The organism is Pseudogracilibacillus sp. SE30717A, assembly GCF_037071985.1.
In the GTDB taxonomy this organism is placed as follows: domain Bacteria; phylum Bacillota; class Bacilli; order Bacillales; family Amphibacillaceae; genus Pseudogracilibacillus.
Map to the genome: position 1 here is coordinate 117,955 of NZ_JAXHDF010000009.1, position 19,049 is coordinate 137,003.

Consider the following 19,049-nt stretch of genomic DNA (forward strand, 5'->3'; position numbering starts at 1 on the left):
GTTTAAATGAGAGCTTGCGAATCTTATCTAAGGAGTGTGAAGATTGCTTAAACTCATACATACGATTACAGATCGGATTTCAACCAAAAAAGGAGCATGGATTACCCTAGCTATTTGGGTCTTACTGACGATAATTTTATCGATTGTTGCTCCAAGTTCTAATGACTATTCCGTTAACAATGTTAGTCAGCTTTATCCAGATACTAGTCCGTCTGAAGAGGCCCAGAAAAAGGTAGATGAATATTTTAAAGAAGATGATGGAGTTCCAGCTATCCTCGTCTTCGAAGGTGAAGAAATTACACTTGATGAGCTCGGTGCCCTTACCGAGGAACTGTTAGAAAGCGACATTCCATACGTAAAAAGTGTCATACCTTTACATTTGTTACCACCTGAAGCGACAAGTACGTTTTTTTCAGAAGATAATGAGGCGGCATTCTTACCGGTTTTATTTGAGGAAGATTTAACATCTAAAGAAATTAATGTTGGACTAGAAGAGATTTATCCGATATTAGAATCATATCCCGCCTTAAAGGCTTATGTTACCGGTCCTGCTGGAATTGCAGTCGACGCAACTGATTTATTTTCACGTGCAGACCTTGTACTTTTATTTTCGACAGTTGGGATTATTTTAGTATTGCTTATATTTACATACCGTTCTCCGCTCCTTGCACTAATTCCTTTGCTTGCCGCTGTTTTCGTCTACGCTGTTGCAGACCGGTTATTGGGACTGCTCGGAATGAGTGGGGTTGAACTGGCAAATCAATCTTTGTCAATTATGATGATTCTCTTGTTTGCAATTGTTATTGATTATTCCTTATTTATCTTCTCACGATTCCGAGAAGAATTAAAAACGCACGAAGATAAATATAAAGCAATGCAGCTTGCAATGAAGGAAATTGGAATACCAATTTTTTACTCAGGTTCGACCATCCTCTTAGCTATGCTCGTGCTATTCACAGCAACATTTGGTGATTATAAAAACTTTGCACCTATATTCTGTATCGCTGTTCTTGTCGTTATGACATCATCAGTTACGCTTCTTCCTGCTCTGTTTACATTGTTTGGGAGAAAATCCTTCTGGCCCAAAGTTCCTCTCGTTGGAGAGGACGATGTAAAGGCGTCATCTTTTTGGAGAAAAGTTGGCCAGTTTGTTTCAACAAAACCAATTTTTTCTGTTGTTATTATTTTAGCTTTTCTCGTCCTTTCGTCAAGTCAGCTTTTTTCTATTACGTATGAATACAATACGATGAAATCTTTCCCAGAAGATATGCCTTCCCGGGTCGGTTACGATATTTTAGAAGAAAAATTCAGTAAAGGCGCACTTGCACCAACGACGGTAATAGTAGAAGCAGATGAAGTGGTGACAGAAGAAAAACAGCAAGAGCTTGCAGAGGCACTAAAAGAAAATAAGCTCGTAAACTCTGTCAGGCTCGTAAACACTACAAAAGATAATCATGTAATTCAATATGATTTAACTTTCAAAGAAGATCCGTATGATGTCCAAACGATCGACACCTTAGAGGACTTGATAGATAAAAAGAAAGAACTTCTTACCAATATAGACATGAAAGGCGACATATATTTTGCAGGTGAAACGGCCGCATCGGTTGATAATCGGAACGTAAATAACCGCGATCTTATTGTCATTGTTATTATTGAAACAGTCGTCATCTTTTCAATGCTAATCTTTCTAACGAGGTCTTTATCTATTTCTACTTTAATGATGAGCACTATTTTACTTTCATTCCTTGCAGCGCTTGGATTAGGAACATACTTAAGCGGTTTTATTTTCGATGTTCATTCGATCAGTAATCGAGTACCTGTCTATGCGTTCGTTTTCCTTGTCGCGCTTGGTATTGATTATAATATCTTTTTAGTGTCACGTTTCCTTGAAGAAAAGAAAAAATATCCAATTAAAGAAGCAGTAGCAAAAGCAGTAGAACATACAGGCGGAGTCATATCTTCAGCAGGTATAATTTTGGCGGCTACGTTTGCGGTGCTAATAACCCAGCCGGTGGAAGTATTATCAATTTTCGGTTTCATCGTAGCGATCGGTATACTAATGGATACTTTTTTAATCCGAGGGGTACTGATGCCAGGTTTACTCATTCTTTTTCAAAGTAATCGTGAGAAACATCTCAATAAGCAAAGAAATAAATCGTAATTAAAACGAAATCCAACGAACTAGCGCTAATTTGCTAGAACGTTGGATTTTCACATTGTTAATCTTCATCAATTTCAATAATAATTATTTCACCTGTCATTGCATCAATTTCAACTTCTGCTTTTAGCCCATCTTCTTTAATTTCGATTTCATAACTGTAACGACCATCATCTTCATCAAATTCTACATCTGTTACCGTTCCTGTAAATTCATTTAGAGCAATGGTAATTGCATCTGATGCATCAATAACCGTATTTTTATTTTCTTTGGAAACATTCTTTTTCTTTTCTACTTTCGTTTCTTCATGTTTTTTAGAGTTCTCTTCATTGCCCTTCTGATCTTCTAAATTACCTGCTACTTTTTTCTCTTTTAAGTTAATTATTTCACCCGAATTACCGTCAACCTTTAGATCATACTCCATTTCATCATTTACAATTTCAATTTCATAAACGTTCCGATTATTTTCTTTTTCTAGTTCTATTTCTGTTATCGTTCCTGGATATTGTGATAAAATTAACCCTGTTACTTCATCGTAATTTAACTTTGGATCCGCTTGAGATGCGTCCGATTTGTATATTCCAAAACCTAAAACGAGTAAAACTGCAAAACCTCCAGTAAGCATAGCTATTTTTTTCTTCATTTTTGTTCCTCCTCATTCTTGATACTTATATCTTACCGTCCATAAATGATAAGATGTGGTGAAGAAGATTAGAATATGATGAGAACTCCATTAATTTCTTTTAACTAATGGTAACTGAAGGATAAACGTTGTACCTTTTCCCTCTTCACTCCTTACTGATAAGCTACCGTGATGTGCTATAGAAATGGCTTTCGCAATTGCTAATCCTAGCCCTGTTCCTCCATGACTTCTCGTCCTTGCTTTATCTACACGATAAAAACGATCAAAAATTCTTTTTTGCTCCTCACTTGAAATTCCAGGCCCTCGATCTATAACTTGGAGACTTACCGTATCATTTTCTATATTTAATAAGACGTTAATTTCTTTCTCACTATACTGAACCGCATTGCTTAGTAAAATATAAACAATTTGTTCTAACTGATCTTCATTTCCTTCTACAACCATTTCTTGTACATCTGTTTCAAAATAAATGTCCCGTTTATACGCAGATTGAAACGTGCTTGTAACTCTCTTTGTCAATTTCACTAAATCTAAAATAGTACTAGGAGCTGATTGTTTATTCTTCGCAAGGTCTAATAGCTGATTAACAAGCTGTTGCATACGATCTGCCTCTGAGTCGATCGCATCGACAGCTTCATCAAATACTTCTGGATGACTTTTACCACGTCTTTTCAATAATTCAGCATAGCTTTTTATAATCGAAATTGGTGTTTTTAATTCATGAGAAGCATCAGATACGAACACTTCTTGTTTTTCGAAGTTCTCTCTTAAATGAGCAATCATATCATTAAACGTATTTTCCATTTCAAACAATTCATCTTTTGATTTATTTTGAATGGCGATTGTATTCCACTTTTCGGCTTTTGTATTTTCTTTCATCGTATGAATTAATTCTTTGATTGGTTTTAAGATAAATTGGCTTAATATGTTTCCAGCGATCATTGATGGAATTAACATAATAATGGACGCGGCTAAGAGAACATAAAAAAGAGTGCGCATTGTACTTTCCAGTGCAAATAAATAATTAGCTACTTGTAACGTCACAACTTCTCCGTTTTCCCATATGATTGGTTTAACAATCACAGCAATAGGAGATCCTGAATCGTCTTTGACAATTTTCCTTATTTCACGTTCAGAATATTGAACAGGTAAATCTCTATATGACTTCCGTTTTGTCGTTAAAATAAGTTCACGGTTATCCTTATCAATGACTCGAATCAGTCCATTATTCGGTACAAAGGCACGTAATAACTCATTTTTAGGAATTTCAGGATTCGCGCGTATTGTTTCGATAATAGAATTGGTTTGTTCCGATAATTGTTCAAGTTCATTATTACTTGATATTTTATAAAAAAGAAAGTAAATAGACGTATTTACTAGAACAATTAACAGAAGCATAAAAAGACTTGAGAATAATTGAATTTTTGTCTTTAATTTCATCTACGTAACGTCCTTTATAGTATAACCTACCCCACGTACTGTCTGAATATAATGGGTATCAAAACCTTTATCTACTTTTTGCCGAACATATCGAATATATACATCTACAACATTCGTATCTCCCATATAGTCATAGCCCCATACTTGTTCCATGATTTGTTCTCTCGTTAATACGATATTTTTATTTTCCATTAAGTAAACAAGTAGATCAAACTCTCTTGGCGTAAGTTCTATCCCATTTCCTGAACGAGTTACTTCTCTTGTTTGTAAATCTACCGATAAATCACCAACCTTTACTAGATCTGTCACCGACATATCGCTAGTTGATTTTCGCAAATGAGCACGAATACGGGCAAGTAACTCTTCAATTTGAAAAGGTTTTGTTACATAATCATTCGCTCCTAAATCAAGTCCACTAACTTTATCATGTATTTGATCACGTGCTGTCAGTAAAATGACTGGAGTATGATCATCTGTTTTTCTTAAACGACGTAAAACTTCCAAACCACTTAACTCGGGAATCATTATATCAAGTAAGACAAGATCCCAATTCTCTTCATTCATTAAACGGAGGGCCTCTTTCCCATTATCAGCAATCCCTGTTACGTAGTTTTCATATTTTAATTCCAGTTCAAGCACTCTGCTCAATTTTTCTTCATCTTCAACAATTAAAATCTTTTTCATGTTTTCACCTACTTTACTAGAGGCTTTAAAGGTTATCTTTATTGTACCAAGGCTAACTTCATTTTATCTACATAAAAAACTCACTAATTAAAGTGAGCCAAATGATATCCTACCATTTTTAGTGTCTTTGTTATTTATTCCTTACTGAACATACTATAATCGTGTGATAGCAAAAATGGTAAAAACAATAGCTATCACTAAAAAAGTGGATAAGACTTTTTTTAATGGCGAACCAACCGTTCTTGTCCGAACTTCGGGGTAAACCATGCAAAAAGTTGCGATTGCAACATATGTAAACATGATGGATTTTCCTACTGGATTTCCCATTATGCCCTCAATTTTTTAAAATAAACTAAACTCAATCCGCCTATAATAGTAATCGTTGTAAAGGAAAGACCGATGATATTCCAAATCTTATCCCATTTTTTCGTCTCATTCTCTTGTTGTTTCACTTAATCACCATAGTTTTTTAACTAGTTTATTATATTGAGTTCTAATAGTAAATCATGCAAAAGTCATGTTTTTACTAATAGTGTATTCACTCCACCTATTGATAATATCCTAGTTTAATTTAAACTTTTCTACATATATGGTATAATTATCTATTGTGACTATTTATCACAAGCAATTGTACGACGTGGTTCGAAACCATCCCACGATAAAAAACTAAGGAGAGAATTAAATATGAAGGTTAAAACGCTTATTATTAATGCGCTCATTGCAGCGCTCTATTTTGTTGTGACGTGGATTGTTGCGCCATTTGGCTTTTTAAACATACAATTTCGTCTTTCAGAACTTTTTAATCATTTAATTGTTTTTAACAAGAAATATTTTTTCGGTATTGTACTAGGTGTGTTTATCTCTAATTTGATTTTGTCTCCAACAAAAGCAGATTTAATTTTCGGAGTACTTCACACAGCTCTTTCATTAGGGATCACTCTATTATTTGCCCGAGTGGTTAAAAACAAAATTTCATTAATGTTGATAAACACCATTGTCTTTTCTTTTAACATGTTTATCATCGCGTATTTATTAAAGGTTTTTGCCAATTTTAAAGATGCATTTATGATGCTCTGGTTGACACTGGGAATTAGTGAATTTCTTACAATGTTGCTTGCAATTTTTATCATTTATTTTATAAATAAACGATTGGATCTCGAAAATTTAATATAATAGGTTACTGTTACTTAATATAAAAAACCGTTGAAGGATTCTTCTTCAACGATTTTTTATGCTTACTTCTTTCTTCCAGTCTATGACTTGTTTCCGACAAATCGTTTCATTCGCCGAACAGCTTCTTCTAAGACATCTAAAGAAGTAGCATAGGATAAGCGTACATTATCAGGAGCCCCAAAACCCGATCCAGGCACTAACGCAACTTTTTCATCTTCTAGCAATGCATTCACCCAAGCATCTACTGTTTTAAATCCGTTTAAATTGGCCGCTTCTTTTACATTTGGAAACAAATAAAAAGCTCCCTTTGGTTTCACACAAGTAACACCGGGTGTTTCCATAAGTAAATCATACGTCTTATTTAATCTTTCAACAAAAATTGCTTGTAAGGTTCTACGTTTCTATTAATAAAAATACTTTTAAATCACGATTAAATGGCCAAATAATGACACTAACGTAAGACTAATTATACCAACCGAAACCGCTGCAATTAAGCCAATATAAAATGGTTTCATTCCAAGTCCTTTAAACATTTTAAAATCAGTTGATAACCCTACCCCAGCCATCGCTAATCCCAGCATATATTTAGAGCCGAAGGAACTCCAAAAACTATAAAAACCTTCCCATGCTTCCGGTTGGAATAAACCAAAAGCGTTCCCTATATTGCTTGCTGACATATCTCCAATTGTTCTTATTAAAGAAAGAAATAGAAATCCGATTACAAAAAGTGGTACGAGCTTATACCATTTAGGAATTATTTTTTCGTTTCCTAGATTACTCTTTCCTTTATAGAATAGATATGAAATAAAAGGAATAACAGCTATAATAAATAAATTGCGCGTTAACTTAGTAACTGTCGCTACATCAACTACTTTTTCGATGTCGTACATTTGGCTGTAAATAAGTGCAGCTCCTGTTACCTGGGCAGTATCATGTATAGATGTTCCTAAAAATAATCCTGCTTTGATTGGCTCTTCACTAAAAAAAACATTTGCTAAATATGGATAAAACAACATACCAACTAAACCAAATATCGTAATATTAGCCACTGCATAAGAAATTTCATTATCTTTCGCTTTTACTACAGGTGAAATTGCCATAATTGCTGTAACACCGCAAATACCAGTTCCTCCAGCAATTAATGTTCCAAGTCTTTTGGATTGCTTCAATTTACTTGTAAAGAAAAGTGTTATAAACAATCCACATGAAATACAAATAATAATAAGTGGTAATCCCCAAGCACCTAACTTTAATGCTTCTACTAGACTAAGTCGTAATCCTAATAAAATTATTCCTGCCCGTAACGCATACTTTAAAGCAAACTTGACTCCATCAATAAATACATAATGTAAACCAACTGAATTTCGAATGATTATTCCTATCAAAATGGAAACAAATATTCCTGAAATTGGACTGGCACTCCCGGCTGGTAAAAACTTAATATACACTAGTAAAATGCCAATCAAATCAGCCAAATAAATTCCTAACATAGTGACGATGAAACATATTAAAAGTCCCGGGGTTACTGTTTTTATTTGCTGTGATATATTCATTTTTCCCATTGTGTTTTCCCCCAATAATCTTTTACATACAGATAAAAAGATTATAGTGTATTATTCGTTTTTATGCCATGGGACTGATTCAAGCCAATTCTATTTTATTTAAATATGAAAAGTATAATCCTCGGGTAATACTCTCCTTAAGAATTTCTTTGTTCGTTCTTCTTTAGGATTAACAAAGATTTCATGTGGTGATCCTTCTTCTACAACAATTCCACCGTCCATGAATATAACTCTGTTCGCAACGTCCTTGGCGAATGACATTTCATGAGTTACAACAAGCATCGTTGTACCCTCATTTGCGATATTTTTCATAACGGTTAAAACTTCGTCCACTAATTCTGGATCAAGTGCAGAGGTCGGCTCATCAAATAAAATTATATCTGGACTTAATGCAACCGCTCGAGCTATACCAACACGTTGCTGCTGTCCTCCCGATAGTTCACTTGGATAAGAGTTATATTTTTCTGATAATCCTACTTTATTCAAAGCTTTTTTAGCTATTTCATTTGCTTCACCTTTCGGAATTTTGCGCCCGATAATTAAGCCTTCCGTTACATTTTCTAACGCTGTTTTATTGTTAAATAAATTGTAGTTTTGAAAAACAAAGGCTGTTTTTTGCCGAATCTTATTAATATCTTTTTTTGATACAGATTTTAAATCCACATGCAGCTCGCCATAGTATGCTTTCCCGCTATCTGCGGACTCCAAAAAATTAAGACAACGTAATAAAGTTGTTTTACCTGAACCACTTGGACCAAGGATAACGACTACATCCCCTTTATCAATCTTCAAATCTATGCCTTTTATTACCTCATTATCACCAAATGATTTGTGAATATCTTTAATCTCTAGCAAGACCTTACCTCCTAAACCTTAGCATATCTAAAACGTTTTAAGCGCTTTTCGTATACTTTAAATAAATATTCAACTGTCATACATAAAATTAAGTAAACTATAAAAATATCAATATACGCTTCTACGTAGTTATAGCCAACATTTGCTGCTACTTTCGCTTTCAACGTTATCTCGTGCAAGGATATCGCATAACCTAATGATGTAGCTTTAATTAAATTGACTGTAGCTGTACATAGATTTGGTACAGCGACCACTAATGCTTGTGGAATCACTATTCGTAAGTAAGCTTGCGTGTTTGTTAGACCGACTGATTGTGCAGCCTCTAGTTGACCTTTATCCACTGCCCCTAAAGCCGACCGGAACACTTCAATTAAAATAGCAGCTGTATTAAATGAAAAAATGATAAATCCATACCATAATGGATGAATATCATAAACAGAGTAATTTATATTATATGTTTCAAAAATTCCTGTAAGGATTAAAGGGACACTATTGTATAAGACAAAGATTTGAATAATAATTGGTGTGCCACGTACAAATGACACATAAATCTTAGCTATTCTATTAATTACTGGTATTTCATAAATACGTGATAATGCAAGAAAAAATCCGAGTGGTATCGCAATGAGTAAAGAAACAGCTGTAACCAGTAATGTAATTGGAACGCCACTTAAAGCGACAAAAAATGTATCAACTAAAAAAGGTAAATCAATAAAACTTAAATCCATCATATCCCCTCCCTACGACGTTTTAAATAAGCGAGAACCTTTGCTGAAAAATTGTTCCAATAAAGCAAAAATTTTCTCAATAACAATAGCCAAAATCCAATAAATGATAGCTAAAGCGATAAAAACTTCTAATGTATGGGTTCCATAATTACTAGCTATAATTAAATTTGCTTTCCCAACAATATCAACAAATCCGATCGTGTAAGCTAAAGCACCTTCTTGTAATATAGCAATCAAACCGTTACCAAAATTGGGAAGAGCCACTACGAAAGCTTGTGGAAATACAATCCGAAAATAAGCTTGAAGAGGTGTTAAGCCGACACTTACAGCCGCTTCATATTGCCCATGATCAATCGATTCAATCGCAGAGCGTAATACTTCAGACATCATCGCGGCAAATTGTAGCGTAAATGTGATCACAACGTAAACGCCCGTATGAATATCTTGCAAATTCAGGCCAAATAATGCTTCCGAAAAAGCAGGTACACCATAATAAACAAGAAATAATAATACAATAGATGGCGTACAGCGCATAATTGTTGTATAACCATTTGCAAAAATACGTAAATACTTATTTTTACCCATTTTTGCAAATGCTAATAACAACCCGAGAAATGTGCCAAATAAAACTGCTAAACCCATAACAAAAAATGTAACTTTTAAAAAAGGCAATAGTTCAGGAAAAGCAGCCAATATATATTTCACATCAAAATATTTCTCCAAGACAATCTTCAACCCTTTCCACTGTGGGAATTAACTACCTAGGCTTATTGCTAAAGAAAACATGCCCTCATCACTAGGGATATGCCGACGTTATGCACAAAGCCTGTTCTTAATCGGCCTTCCTCGGAGCCATATTGCCGTAGACAAAGGCGATATAGCACTTATAACTCTTAAGTGCAAGCTTTTATGGCGAAAGCCTTAGTTGCACTTATGCAGTAAGAAAGGTATTATACTTTCTTATCCGCTAAAATAAGGCTGCTCGATTATTATCCACAGCCTTATTTCGCCTATTTAACGGTTCACAGTATCTAATACTTCAAATAAATCTTTACCGTAGTGTTCTAACATTAATTCACTAAGCGCATCTGTTTGTTGTATTTCAGCCATTGCTTCATCATATGCATCTGCAAATTCTTGTTGATTTTTATTAAAAATCGGCCATGTCTTAATCACTGCAAATTCGTTATATACTACATCGTCTACCAGATTATGATATGGTCCATCTTCATTTACTACTTGTGCATTAAATGCTGCTTCAATAGAAATACCACCATCAGCACGCCCTTCATTTACCCATTGAACAACATCTACAGAAAACTCATCACCTGCAACTAATTTTACGGGATTATCTGGGTTTGCTTCATTGTATTCTTCAACAACTGTATATTGCGCATTACTCGCTGCGATTGGAGCAAGTGACATGTCTTCCGCTGCAAAATCACTTAAATCTTTTATATGCTCATTTTCTTTTTTCAGTAAAATACCAGCACTACTTAATCCTAAAAATTCATTTGGAAAAAGAAACTTTTTTTCACGTTCTTCTGTAAAGAATGTATTTTTAATACCAACGTCATATTTTCCCTGCTCCACACCAATTAATAAATCCTCATCTGATGTTGGGATAAATTCAAATTCATAGTCTTCTAGCTTCTCATCTATAAGCTTCATAGCATCAACATCATAACCTGCAGGATTACCGTCATCATCTACATAAGTTATTGGCTTACCACCCATTGTGAAGGCAACTTTTATCTTTGTTATATTTTCGTTATTCGTATTTTCATCATTTTTACTTGTGGAACTGCTTTCTCCACTTCCACATGCTGATAAAATGATTAATGCAGCAAAACTTAAAAAAAATGACTTAATTAACTTTTTCTTTTTCATTTTTATTTGCTCCTTCAGAATGTTTAATAGCTGCTTCTGCTAATTTTGTAATCGTCATGTCATCCATTGGAGGATTATGAAGTCCTGCCCGAACGTCACGATAATAACGTTGGAGTGGATTCGTACGTTGTAAACTTCTGGCACCAGCTAAACGCATCGCTTTATCGACGATATTAATCGCAGAATTAGTAACCACATATTTTGCAGTATTAACCGCATTTACAATATGTTCTCCACCCTCTTTATTCTCATTGTCCTGTTCTATCCCGTTTCTTTTTGCCTCTTGATATGATTCCGCGGCACCATATAAGCTAAAACGAGCTACAGCTAACTCTAATTCAATCTCACCAAGTAAATTCTGGACATTTGGTAATTGTGCAATTGTTCCTTTAATACTATTCGGAGAATGGGTTGTAGCAAAATGTAAGGCATAATCCCTTGCAGCCTGTGCAATACCTAGATAAGTCGCAGGAACAATTAGCAACCATCCATTTAACTTAAAACCTGTAGAATAACTCGGAATTTCGACCAAGTCAGAAGCATTTACTTCTACATTTTCTAACACTAAATCATGACTCCCTGTACCGCGCATAGAAATAACATCCCATGTCTCGTCGATAGATAGGCCTTTAGCTTCTCTTGGAATTAGGAAAAAACCCATTGTCTCTTTTTCCTCAATCCAGGCAGAAGTTATAAAGTAATCCAATTCGGGAGAGGCTGTTGTATAACTTTTACGACCATTAATCCTCCATTTACCATTTACTTGTTTAGCAGTCGTTCCAGGTCTACCACCTCGAATAGGGCTACCTGTAGCAACTTCACTTACTGCTCGATTAAGGATGGCTCCATTATTTACTCGTTCTGCAAGAAATCCCAATTTTTCCGGATTCCAGTATCGATTCTCAAATAATTCTCCAACAGTAAGTAATGACCAGCCAACAGACAGTGCTGTACTACCGTCATAGCTGCCAAGTGTTTCTTGCAAAAGAATAGCATCATATAATGAAAATCCAGCCCCACCAAATTCTTCTGGTAACGTTAATTTTGTATAGCCAATTTCCCGTAAAGCATTAATGTTCTTACTTGGAAAGACATTTTCTTCATCATTGTATGCTGCACGCCCTTTTATGTCTTCTTTTAATGTAGCTAATCGTTTTAGCCATTCACGTTGTTTATCATTTTTTATAAATAATTGTTGCATGTTAATTAAAGCCCCCATATTATTATCTCATTTTAAAACACATTAAATTGATTGGATTAATTATATATTGATAATTAAGATATAGTCAACCCCAAAAACCAATTATTTCAGAAAATAATTAATTTATATGTATTTCAAACTAAGCCTTCTATGATCGACTTTTTAAATTCCATCAACACAAAAAAACCTGATTTCTAATAAAATCAGGTTTTTAATTTCATTTCTTAATTACTGTTTTATGGAACCATTCGGATCAATAACATACTTCTTAGATGCACCTTTATCAAAATCTGTATACCCTTGTGGAGCTTCATCCAATGAGATCACTGTAGCATTTACTACTTCAGCAATATTAGCTCTACCACTAAGAATTGCGTTCATCAAATCACGGTGGTAGCGCATCGTTGGACTTTGTCCAGTAACAAAATGATGTGCTTTGGCCCATCCTAATCCAAGTCGAATACTTAATGAACCAATTTTTGCGGCTTCGTTTACTGCTCCTGGATCTTCTGTAACATATAAACCTGGAATACCTAATCTTCCCCCTGCCTGTACAACATCCATCATCGTATTCAAAACAACCGCTGGCGATTCTTCATGATCTGTTCCATGTTGATATGCTTCAAATCCAACAGCGTCAATTGCACAATCTACTTGAGGTATCCCTAAGATTTGCTCAATTTGTTCTCCGGCATCGTCATGTTCCATTAAATTAATCGTTTCACATCCAAAACTTCTCGCTTGAGCTAAACGTTCTTCTTTTAAATCTCCTACAATTACCACAGATGCTCCTAACAATTGTGAGGCATGTGCTGCCGCGAGTCCCACTGGTCCCGCTCCTGCAACATAAACAGTTGAACCAACGCCAACACCCGCACTAACTGCACCATGATATCCAGTTGGAAAAATATCTGCTAACATTGCTAGATCGAGAATTTTATCCATCGCTTGATCTTTATCAGGGAATTTTAATAAATTAAAATCAGCATAAGGAACCATTACATATTCAGATTGACCTCCAACCCAACCACCCATGTCAACATAACCATAAGCTGCACCTGGTCGTTCCGGATTTACATTTAAACAAATATGTGTGTCTTGTCTTCTACAAGTAATACAGCGACCACATGCTACATTAAAAGGAACCGAGACAATATCTCCCTTTGCTAAAAATTCTACATCGCGTCCAACCTCTATAACTTCACCTGTAATTTCATGTCCTAGGACTAAGCCTTCCGGTGCGGTTGTCCGACCGCGCACCATATGTTGGTCACTTCCACAAATATTTGTAGCTATTACTTTAAGTATGACTCCATGCTCACACTTCCGACCAACATTACTTTGAGGAACTCCTGGACCTTCTCGTAACACTAAATCTGGAAAACGAATATCACGTATTTCTACATTACCTGGTCCTGTATAAACTACTCCACGATTTGACATGTATTTTTCCTCCCCCTATATTCATTCCTTTATGCCGTTCATGAACTAAATGTACTTTTACTTTTGCATCCCCCCAATATCTCTTTTATTTGTACAAAGCAAAGAGGCAAGGACATAAGCTACGTAGTACTTGCTCAATTTCTATAAACTGGTTTCGACAAACTGAGCAAAATAGCTTAACGATAACGTTGCTTATGTAATAAAGTTTAAATAAGACGTCTATCGAGAAATTAAACGATATTAAATTTTAGTTGATCCGTACAAGTTGAATTTCTCTTTCCCAAGCCTCATTACAATATATATGCTTTCATTTACAATTATTACACTATTCATCAAAACAGTAGGATTAACATTTGTTACCGCTTACATAAATGTTATTTATTAAACTCTTAAATCTTTCTAATTCAAAAATTTTAGGTAGGAAAGTCACCCAACTTTCCTACCTAAATTAAAAATCCTTTGTTACATTTTGAATTATGGTACCCAAGTCTTTTCCTGTACTGGACTCGACTGCTGCTACATACGATCCTTCTAAAAGAGGAGCTTCAACTAATTTTATATTATCCCTTCCAGCAAATTCTATCGCTAGCTCCGCATTCATTTTGGCGCTACCAAGATCATAAAATAATAAAACCCCTTTTTCCGAATAAGCAGAGTCTATTGCTGCATTTATTTTGTCAATGCTTGTTCCAATTTCTCCGTCATCTGTACCGCCCGCGGTTGCGATCGGGACATCGTGAATAACTTGTCGTATAATTTCTTGAACTCCTTCTGCCACTTTTTCACTATGAGAAATTAATACGATTCCGACATATTCCAATTATTCTCCTCCTCCTTTCAATACCTCTGCTAAAGCAGAAAATAAGTAAAAGGAAGACATCGCGCCGGGATCAATATTACCGACAGATTTCTCCTTAAAGTAGGCCCCTCTACCTTTTGTAGCCATAATATCTTTCGTTTTTTCGACCGCTGATTTCGCTATTTCCATCAATCCGTCAGCATCCGCCGCGTCTTTCTTCTTCATAAACGTGACTACAGGTTCCCAAACGTCTACAAGAGTTTTCTCACCAGCATCCGATCGTCCTCGCTGTTTCATTCCGTTAAGTCCGTCCTCCAATGCTTTTGTAAGGTCAGCGTAGCCAACCTCTGTTTTCCCCTTCAGTGAGAGAGAGAGTCTTAGAAAAGCCGTACCGTATAATGGCCCGGAAGCTCCACCTACCTTTGACATTACTGTCATCGCAATGTCTTTTAATATATCAGCAACCGTGTCATATTGTTTATCATCCGTTACGTTTACCGCTTCATCGAATCCTCTTGCCATATTAATTCCATGATCGCCATCACCAATTGCTTGATCTAACTTTGTTAAATAGTTTTTATTTTCCTGAATTAAATTATTCGTCTTTTTTAACCATTCTTTTACATTATTTACGCTGAAATTCATATACCATTGCCTCCATTACTTAACGAGAAAATTTGCTGCATCAGATGGAAAACTTAGAAGCTCTTTAAGCTCCTCATCCAGTTTTAATAGTGTTACCGAACATCCGCCCATTTCTAAAGCTGTCATATACTCTCCGACAAACGTTTGATATACTTTTATTTCTTGTTCAGCTAGAATTTCTTGTACTTTTTTATTAATAATAAACAGTTCCATCTCCGGCGTGGCTCCCAGGCCATTAATCATGACAGCAACTTCTTCATTTTTCTTGATATCCAGATCATTTAAAATTTTCTCCACCAGTTCGGATGCTATTTCGTCTGCTGTAGTAATCGCTTTCCGTTCAATTCCTGGCTCCCCATGAATCCCGATCCCTACTTCCATTTCGTCTTCTAACAACGTGAAACTAGGTTCTCCCGCTGCCGGAATAGCACATGGACTAATTGCCATTCCCATTGAACGGACATTATTTACTACCTTTTCCGCAACTGTTTTTACTTCTTCTAATGTGCCTCCCATCTCAGCTTTTGCTCCAGAAATTTTATGTACAAATACAGTACCTGCGATTCCTCTTCTCCCTGTCGTAAATGAACTATCTTCTACGGCTACATCGTCATTTACAATAACTTGAGCAACCTGAATCCCTTCTGCTTCAGCAAGCTCTGCTGCCATTTCAAAGTTTAGTACATCACCTGTATAATTTTTGATAATTAATAAAACACCTTCACCACTATCTACTGCTTTAATTCCTTCATAAACTTGGTCTACAGATGGGGACGTAAATACTTCACCAAGTACTGCAGCATCGAGCATTCCTTTCCCGATATAGCCTGCATGTGCCGGTTCATGACCGCTTCCTCCGCCGCTAATTAATGCGACCTTATTTTTAACCGGTGTATCTTTTCTCGCCAGTACAGTCGTCCCTTCGATTTGCTTTATCTTATGAGGTGCCGCTAAAACCATACCAGCAATCATATCTTGAACTACTTCGGTAGGTTCATTTATAATTTTTTTCATCGCTTTTCCTCCTCGTTTAAAAGTCATTCTCTATCCTTATCATATTCTACCTACAAGATATTACACAACTAATTCAAAATAAATAATGGAGACCAGCCTTCTAAGAGAAAGACGGCCTCCTGTAATCTATTTAAACACTCGTGTTGCTTCTACTGCTTTTTTCCAGCCTGCATATAATTTTTCACGTTCTTCGTCAGCGAAAACGGGTTCAAATGTCTGTTCATTTTGCCATTGTTTAGCGATTTCTTCTTTACTGTCCCAATAACCGACGGCGAGTCCTGCTAAATAGGCGGCGCCTAAAGCGGTAGTTTCTTGTACAACCGGCCTTTCTACCGGACATCCTAACATATCACTTTGAAATTGCATTAAAAAGTCATTTTTTACAGCTCCACCATCTACTCGAAGTGATTTTAACTCAATCCCTGAATCTGCTATCATGGCGTCAAGAACATCCCTCGTCTGGTAAGCAAGGGACTCAAGCGTTGCACGAATAAAATGTTCTTTGCTTGTTCCTCTCGTAATACCAAACACAGCGCCACGTGCATCACTATCCCAATAAGGAGTACCTAACCCAACGAACGCGGGTACCATATAAACACCGTCAGTCGATTCAACTTTCGCGGCAAAACCTTCACTGTCTGGAGCACTTTCAATAATTCTCAAACCATCACGAAGCCATTGAATAGCCGAACCTGCAATAAAAATGCTTCCTTCCAATGCATACTCAACCTTACCGTCTACTCCCCATGCTAATGTTGTTAGGAGACCATGCTCCGAAGCAACTCCTTTTTCTCCTGTATTCATTAACATAAAGCATCCAGTTCCATACGTATTTTTAGCCATCCCAGATTCAAAACATGCTTGCCCGAAAAGCGCTGCTTGCTGATCTCCTGCAATTCCGGCAATCGGAACTTCATGACCAAAAAAGTGATAATTAATTGTAGTAGCATAAACCTCAGATGATTGTCTTACTTCAGGCAACATACTTTTAGGAATCGTTAAAACCTCAAGTAACTCTTCATCCCACTTTAATTCATATATGTTAAACATTAACGTTCTAGATGCATTGGAATAGTCTGTTACATGAGCCTTTCCACCTGAAAGTTTATATACAAGCCATGTATCAATTGTTCCGAATAATAAATCCCCGTTTTCTGCTTTTTCTCTTGCTCCCTCTACATGATCTAATATCCATTTTACTTTTGTTCCAGAGAAGTAAGCGTCAATTAATAGGCCTGTTTTTTCCCTGAACAGATCTTCATATCCTTGTTCTTTTAACTCCGTACAAATATCTGCCGTTTGCCGTGACTGCCAAACAATTGCGCGATGAATCGGCTTGCCGGTATGTTTATCCCACACCACAGTCGTTTCTCGTTGATTCGTTATTCCAATTCCTTCAATTTGTTCCGGCCCCACATCAGCTTTCCGTAGAACACCGGCAATACAAGCTAAAATGGATGTCCAGATTTCATTAGCATCATGTTCAACCCATCCAGGCTTCGGAAAAAATTGTTCAAATTCCTGTTGAGCAGTTTCCACAATCTCGCCTTCATGATTAAATAAAATAGCACGTGAACTCGTTGTTCCTTGGTCTAACGATAAAATATACTTTTCACTCATATTTACTTCTCCTTTATCTAATCTTATTTTCCTTCTTTTGTTACTTCATTACCCTTAAGTTCATTAACAGCAGCACTAGCTAAAATAATGGCTACTAAAACAGTTACTACCCAAAAGAATGGGGTTAGCTCACCTGCAAATACAGCATTGTAAAACAACGCGCCATAAACCCCTCCAATGATCGGGCCAGCTACGGGAATCCATGAATAATTCCAATCAGAATCCCCTTTACCTGGAATCGGCAAAATTGCGTGCATTATTCTCGGACCTAGATCACGCGCAGGATTAATTGCATATCCTGTTGCTCCACCAAGCGACATACCGATCACGACGATTAGTAATCCGACGACAATAGGGTTTAATCCTTCTGAAAAAGTGTTTGCACCAATAAATAATAGTCCTAATAATAAAACAAATGTGCCAATCATTTCACTAACTAAGTTTTGTAACGGTTTTCTGACTTCTTCAGATGTCCCTGGAGCCGTTGAAAATACTGCGAGTTTTGCTGCTTGGTCTTTTGTCTTTCTCCAATGAGGCAAATAATTGAAAAATACAATTGCTGCACCAATCATTGCACCAATCATCTGACCAGCAATATATGTTGGTACTTTATCCCATGAAAATTCTCCAATCGATGCCAAACCTAGTGTGACAGCTGGATTAATATGTGCATCAGATGCTGTCCCTGCGACATAGACACCCATAACAACTGCAAGTCCCCACCCCAACGTGATAACGACCCAACCAGCATTTTCCGCTTTTGACCATTTTAACAATACTCCGCCAACAACGCCAACCCCGAAAATAATTAATACCATTGTACCTAATAACTCTCCCATAAATTCCGACAATGTAAACACCCCTTTTTTGAAATTTTTATCATAATCGACTCTGGTATGAGTAAACCCATACGACAGAGGACTACTCATTAAAATGTAAGTTCCGTAGAGACGGGATTTAAGCTATGTCGGATACTTTTAATGATAGAAAAGATCATCTAGAGTTGTTAATGCAGTTATGGTATTATTTATGTACGAACGAACTTACCATTTATTACATGACTCAACTTTCGCAAAAAGATAGAAACTGCGCAGTAATTGCAGGTTGTTTTCCGCTACGGACCATTGCTTTCACCACAGGCACGGCGATCTACTTCTGTAGCTTCTCGTTAACGAGGAGCTACAGGGATAT

General features: G+C 36.2%; 18 protein-coding genes, 1 pseudogene and 1 riboswitch. Of the genes and pseudogenes, 2 read left to right on the forward strand and 17 right to left on the reverse strand.

Features of this window, described 5'->3' with window-relative positions; genetic code table 11:
* Positions 1-43: 43 nt before the first annotated feature.
* Positions 44-2,164, forward strand: coding sequence for an MMPL family transporter (locus tag SPD48_RS14990; protein ID WP_336258944.1), 2,121 nt, complete (start codon positions 44-46; stop codon positions 2,162-2,164).
* 58 nt (positions 2,165-2,222) lie between these two features.
* Here SPD48_RS14990 and SPD48_RS14995 read toward each other — a convergent pair whose 3' ends face one another.
* From SPD48_RS14995 to SPD48_RS15010, 4 genes are all read right to left on the reverse strand, one after another.
* Positions 2,223-2,804 carry a PepSY domain-containing protein gene (locus SPD48_RS14995; RefSeq protein WP_336258945.1) on the reverse strand — a complete coding sequence of 194 codons (582 nt, stop codon included), beginning with the start codon at positions 2,802-2,804 and terminating at the stop codon, positions 2,223-2,225.
* A 90-nt stretch (positions 2,805-2,894) separates the two neighbouring features.
* The gene (locus tag SPD48_RS15000) at positions 2,895-4,244 is read right to left on the reverse strand and encodes a HAMP domain-containing sensor histidine kinase (protein ID WP_336258946.1); all 1,350 of its coding nucleotides are present in this window, start codon (positions 4,242-4,244) and stop codon (positions 2,895-2,897) included.
* On the reverse strand, positions 4,245-4,928 hold the full coding sequence (locus tag SPD48_RS15005; RefSeq protein WP_336258947.1) for a response regulator transcription factor: 684 nt from the start codon (positions 4,926-4,928) through the stop codon (positions 4,245-4,247).
* A 153-nt stretch (positions 4,929-5,081) separates the two neighbouring features.
* Positions 5,082-5,255 carry a hypothetical protein gene (locus SPD48_RS15010; RefSeq protein ID WP_336258948.1) on the reverse strand — a complete coding sequence of 58 codons (174 nt, stop codon included), beginning with the start codon at positions 5,253-5,255 and terminating at the stop codon, positions 5,082-5,084.
* A 304-nt stretch (positions 5,256-5,559) separates the two neighbouring features.
* Positions 5,560-5,604, forward strand: a riboswitch (PreQ1 riboswitch).
* 8 nt (positions 5,605-5,612) lie between these two features.
* Here SPD48_RS15010 and SPD48_RS15015 point away from each other — a divergent pair.
* Positions 5,613-6,101, forward strand: coding sequence for a QueT transporter family protein (locus SPD48_RS15015; protein ID WP_336258949.1), 489 nt, complete (start codon positions 5,613-5,615; stop codon positions 6,099-6,101).
* 80 nt (positions 6,102-6,181) lie between these two features.
* Here the strand turns inward: SPD48_RS15015 and SPD48_RS15020 are convergent.
* From SPD48_RS15020 to SPD48_RS15080, 13 genes and pseudogenes are all read right to left on the reverse strand, one after another.
* A pseudogene (locus SPD48_RS15020) lies at positions 6,182-6,478 on the reverse strand (aminotransferase class I/II-fold pyridoxal phosphate-dependent enzyme); the annotation flags it as partial.
* 42 nt (positions 6,479-6,520) lie between these two features.
* The gene (locus SPD48_RS15025) at positions 6,521-7,663 is read right to left on the reverse strand and encodes a YeiH family protein (RefSeq protein ID WP_336258950.1); all 1,143 of its coding nucleotides are present in this window, start codon (positions 7,661-7,663) and stop codon (positions 6,521-6,523) included.
* Positions 7,664-7,762: 99 nt separating this feature from the next.
* Complete coding sequence (locus SPD48_RS15030) at positions 7,763-8,518, reverse strand: amino acid ABC transporter ATP-binding protein (RefSeq protein ID WP_336258951.1); 756 nt, start codon at positions 8,516-8,518, stop codon at positions 7,763-7,765.
* Between the two features lie 11 nt (positions 8,519-8,529).
* Positions 8,530-9,246 carry an amino acid ABC transporter permease gene (locus SPD48_RS15035; protein WP_336258952.1) on the reverse strand — a complete coding sequence of 239 codons (717 nt, stop codon included), beginning with the start codon at positions 9,244-9,246 and terminating at the stop codon, positions 8,530-8,532.
* A 12-nt stretch (positions 9,247-9,258) separates the two neighbouring features.
* Positions 9,259-9,951 (reverse strand): amino acid ABC transporter permease, encoded by a 693-nt coding sequence (locus tag SPD48_RS15040; RefSeq protein WP_336258953.1) that lies wholly within the window; start codon positions 9,949-9,951, stop codon positions 9,259-9,261.
* Positions 9,952-10,260: 309 nt separating this feature from the next.
* Positions 10,261-11,136 carry a transporter substrate-binding domain-containing protein gene (locus tag SPD48_RS15045; RefSeq protein ID WP_336258954.1) on the reverse strand — a complete coding sequence of 292 codons (876 nt, stop codon included), beginning with the start codon at positions 11,134-11,136 and terminating at the stop codon, positions 10,261-10,263.
* Positions 11,114-12,337, reverse strand: coding sequence for an acyl-CoA dehydrogenase family protein (locus SPD48_RS15050; protein ID WP_336258955.1), 1,224 nt, complete (start codon positions 12,335-12,337; stop codon positions 11,114-11,116). Before SPD48_RS15050 ends, SPD48_RS15045 begins: the two co-directional genes overlap by 23 nt.
* Before the next feature lie 228 nt (positions 12,338-12,565).
* Positions 12,566-13,780 carry a formaldehyde dehydrogenase, glutathione-independent gene (gene fdhA / locus SPD48_RS15055; RefSeq protein ID WP_336258956.1) on the reverse strand — a complete coding sequence of 405 codons (1,215 nt, stop codon included), beginning with the start codon at positions 13,778-13,780 and terminating at the stop codon, positions 12,566-12,568.
* Positions 13,781-14,228: 448 nt separating this feature from the next.
* Complete coding sequence (gene dhaM / locus SPD48_RS15060; RefSeq protein WP_336258957.1) at positions 14,229-14,600, reverse strand: dihydroxyacetone kinase phosphoryl donor subunit DhaM; 372 nt, start codon at positions 14,598-14,600, stop codon at positions 14,229-14,231.
* Positions 14,601-15,224, reverse strand: a complete 624-nt coding sequence (gene dhaL / locus SPD48_RS15065; protein ID WP_336258958.1) for a dihydroxyacetone kinase subunit DhaL — start codon at positions 15,222-15,224, stop codon at positions 14,601-14,603.
* Between the two features lie 15 nt (positions 15,225-15,239).
* The gene (gene dhaK / locus SPD48_RS15070) at positions 15,240-16,238 is read right to left on the reverse strand and encodes a dihydroxyacetone kinase subunit DhaK (protein WP_336258959.1); all 999 of its coding nucleotides are present in this window, start codon (positions 16,236-16,238) and stop codon (positions 15,240-15,242) included.
* A 126-nt stretch (positions 16,239-16,364) separates the two neighbouring features.
* Complete coding sequence (glpK, locus tag SPD48_RS15075; protein WP_336258960.1) at positions 16,365-17,858, reverse strand: glycerol kinase GlpK; 1,494 nt, start codon at positions 17,856-17,858, stop codon at positions 16,365-16,367.
* A 23-nt stretch (positions 17,859-17,881) separates the two neighbouring features.
* Entirely contained in the window at positions 17,882-18,709 is an 828-nt protein-coding gene (locus SPD48_RS15080) for an MIP/aquaporin family protein (protein ID WP_336258961.1), read from the reverse strand.
* Positions 18,710-19,049 lie beyond the last annotated feature (340 nt).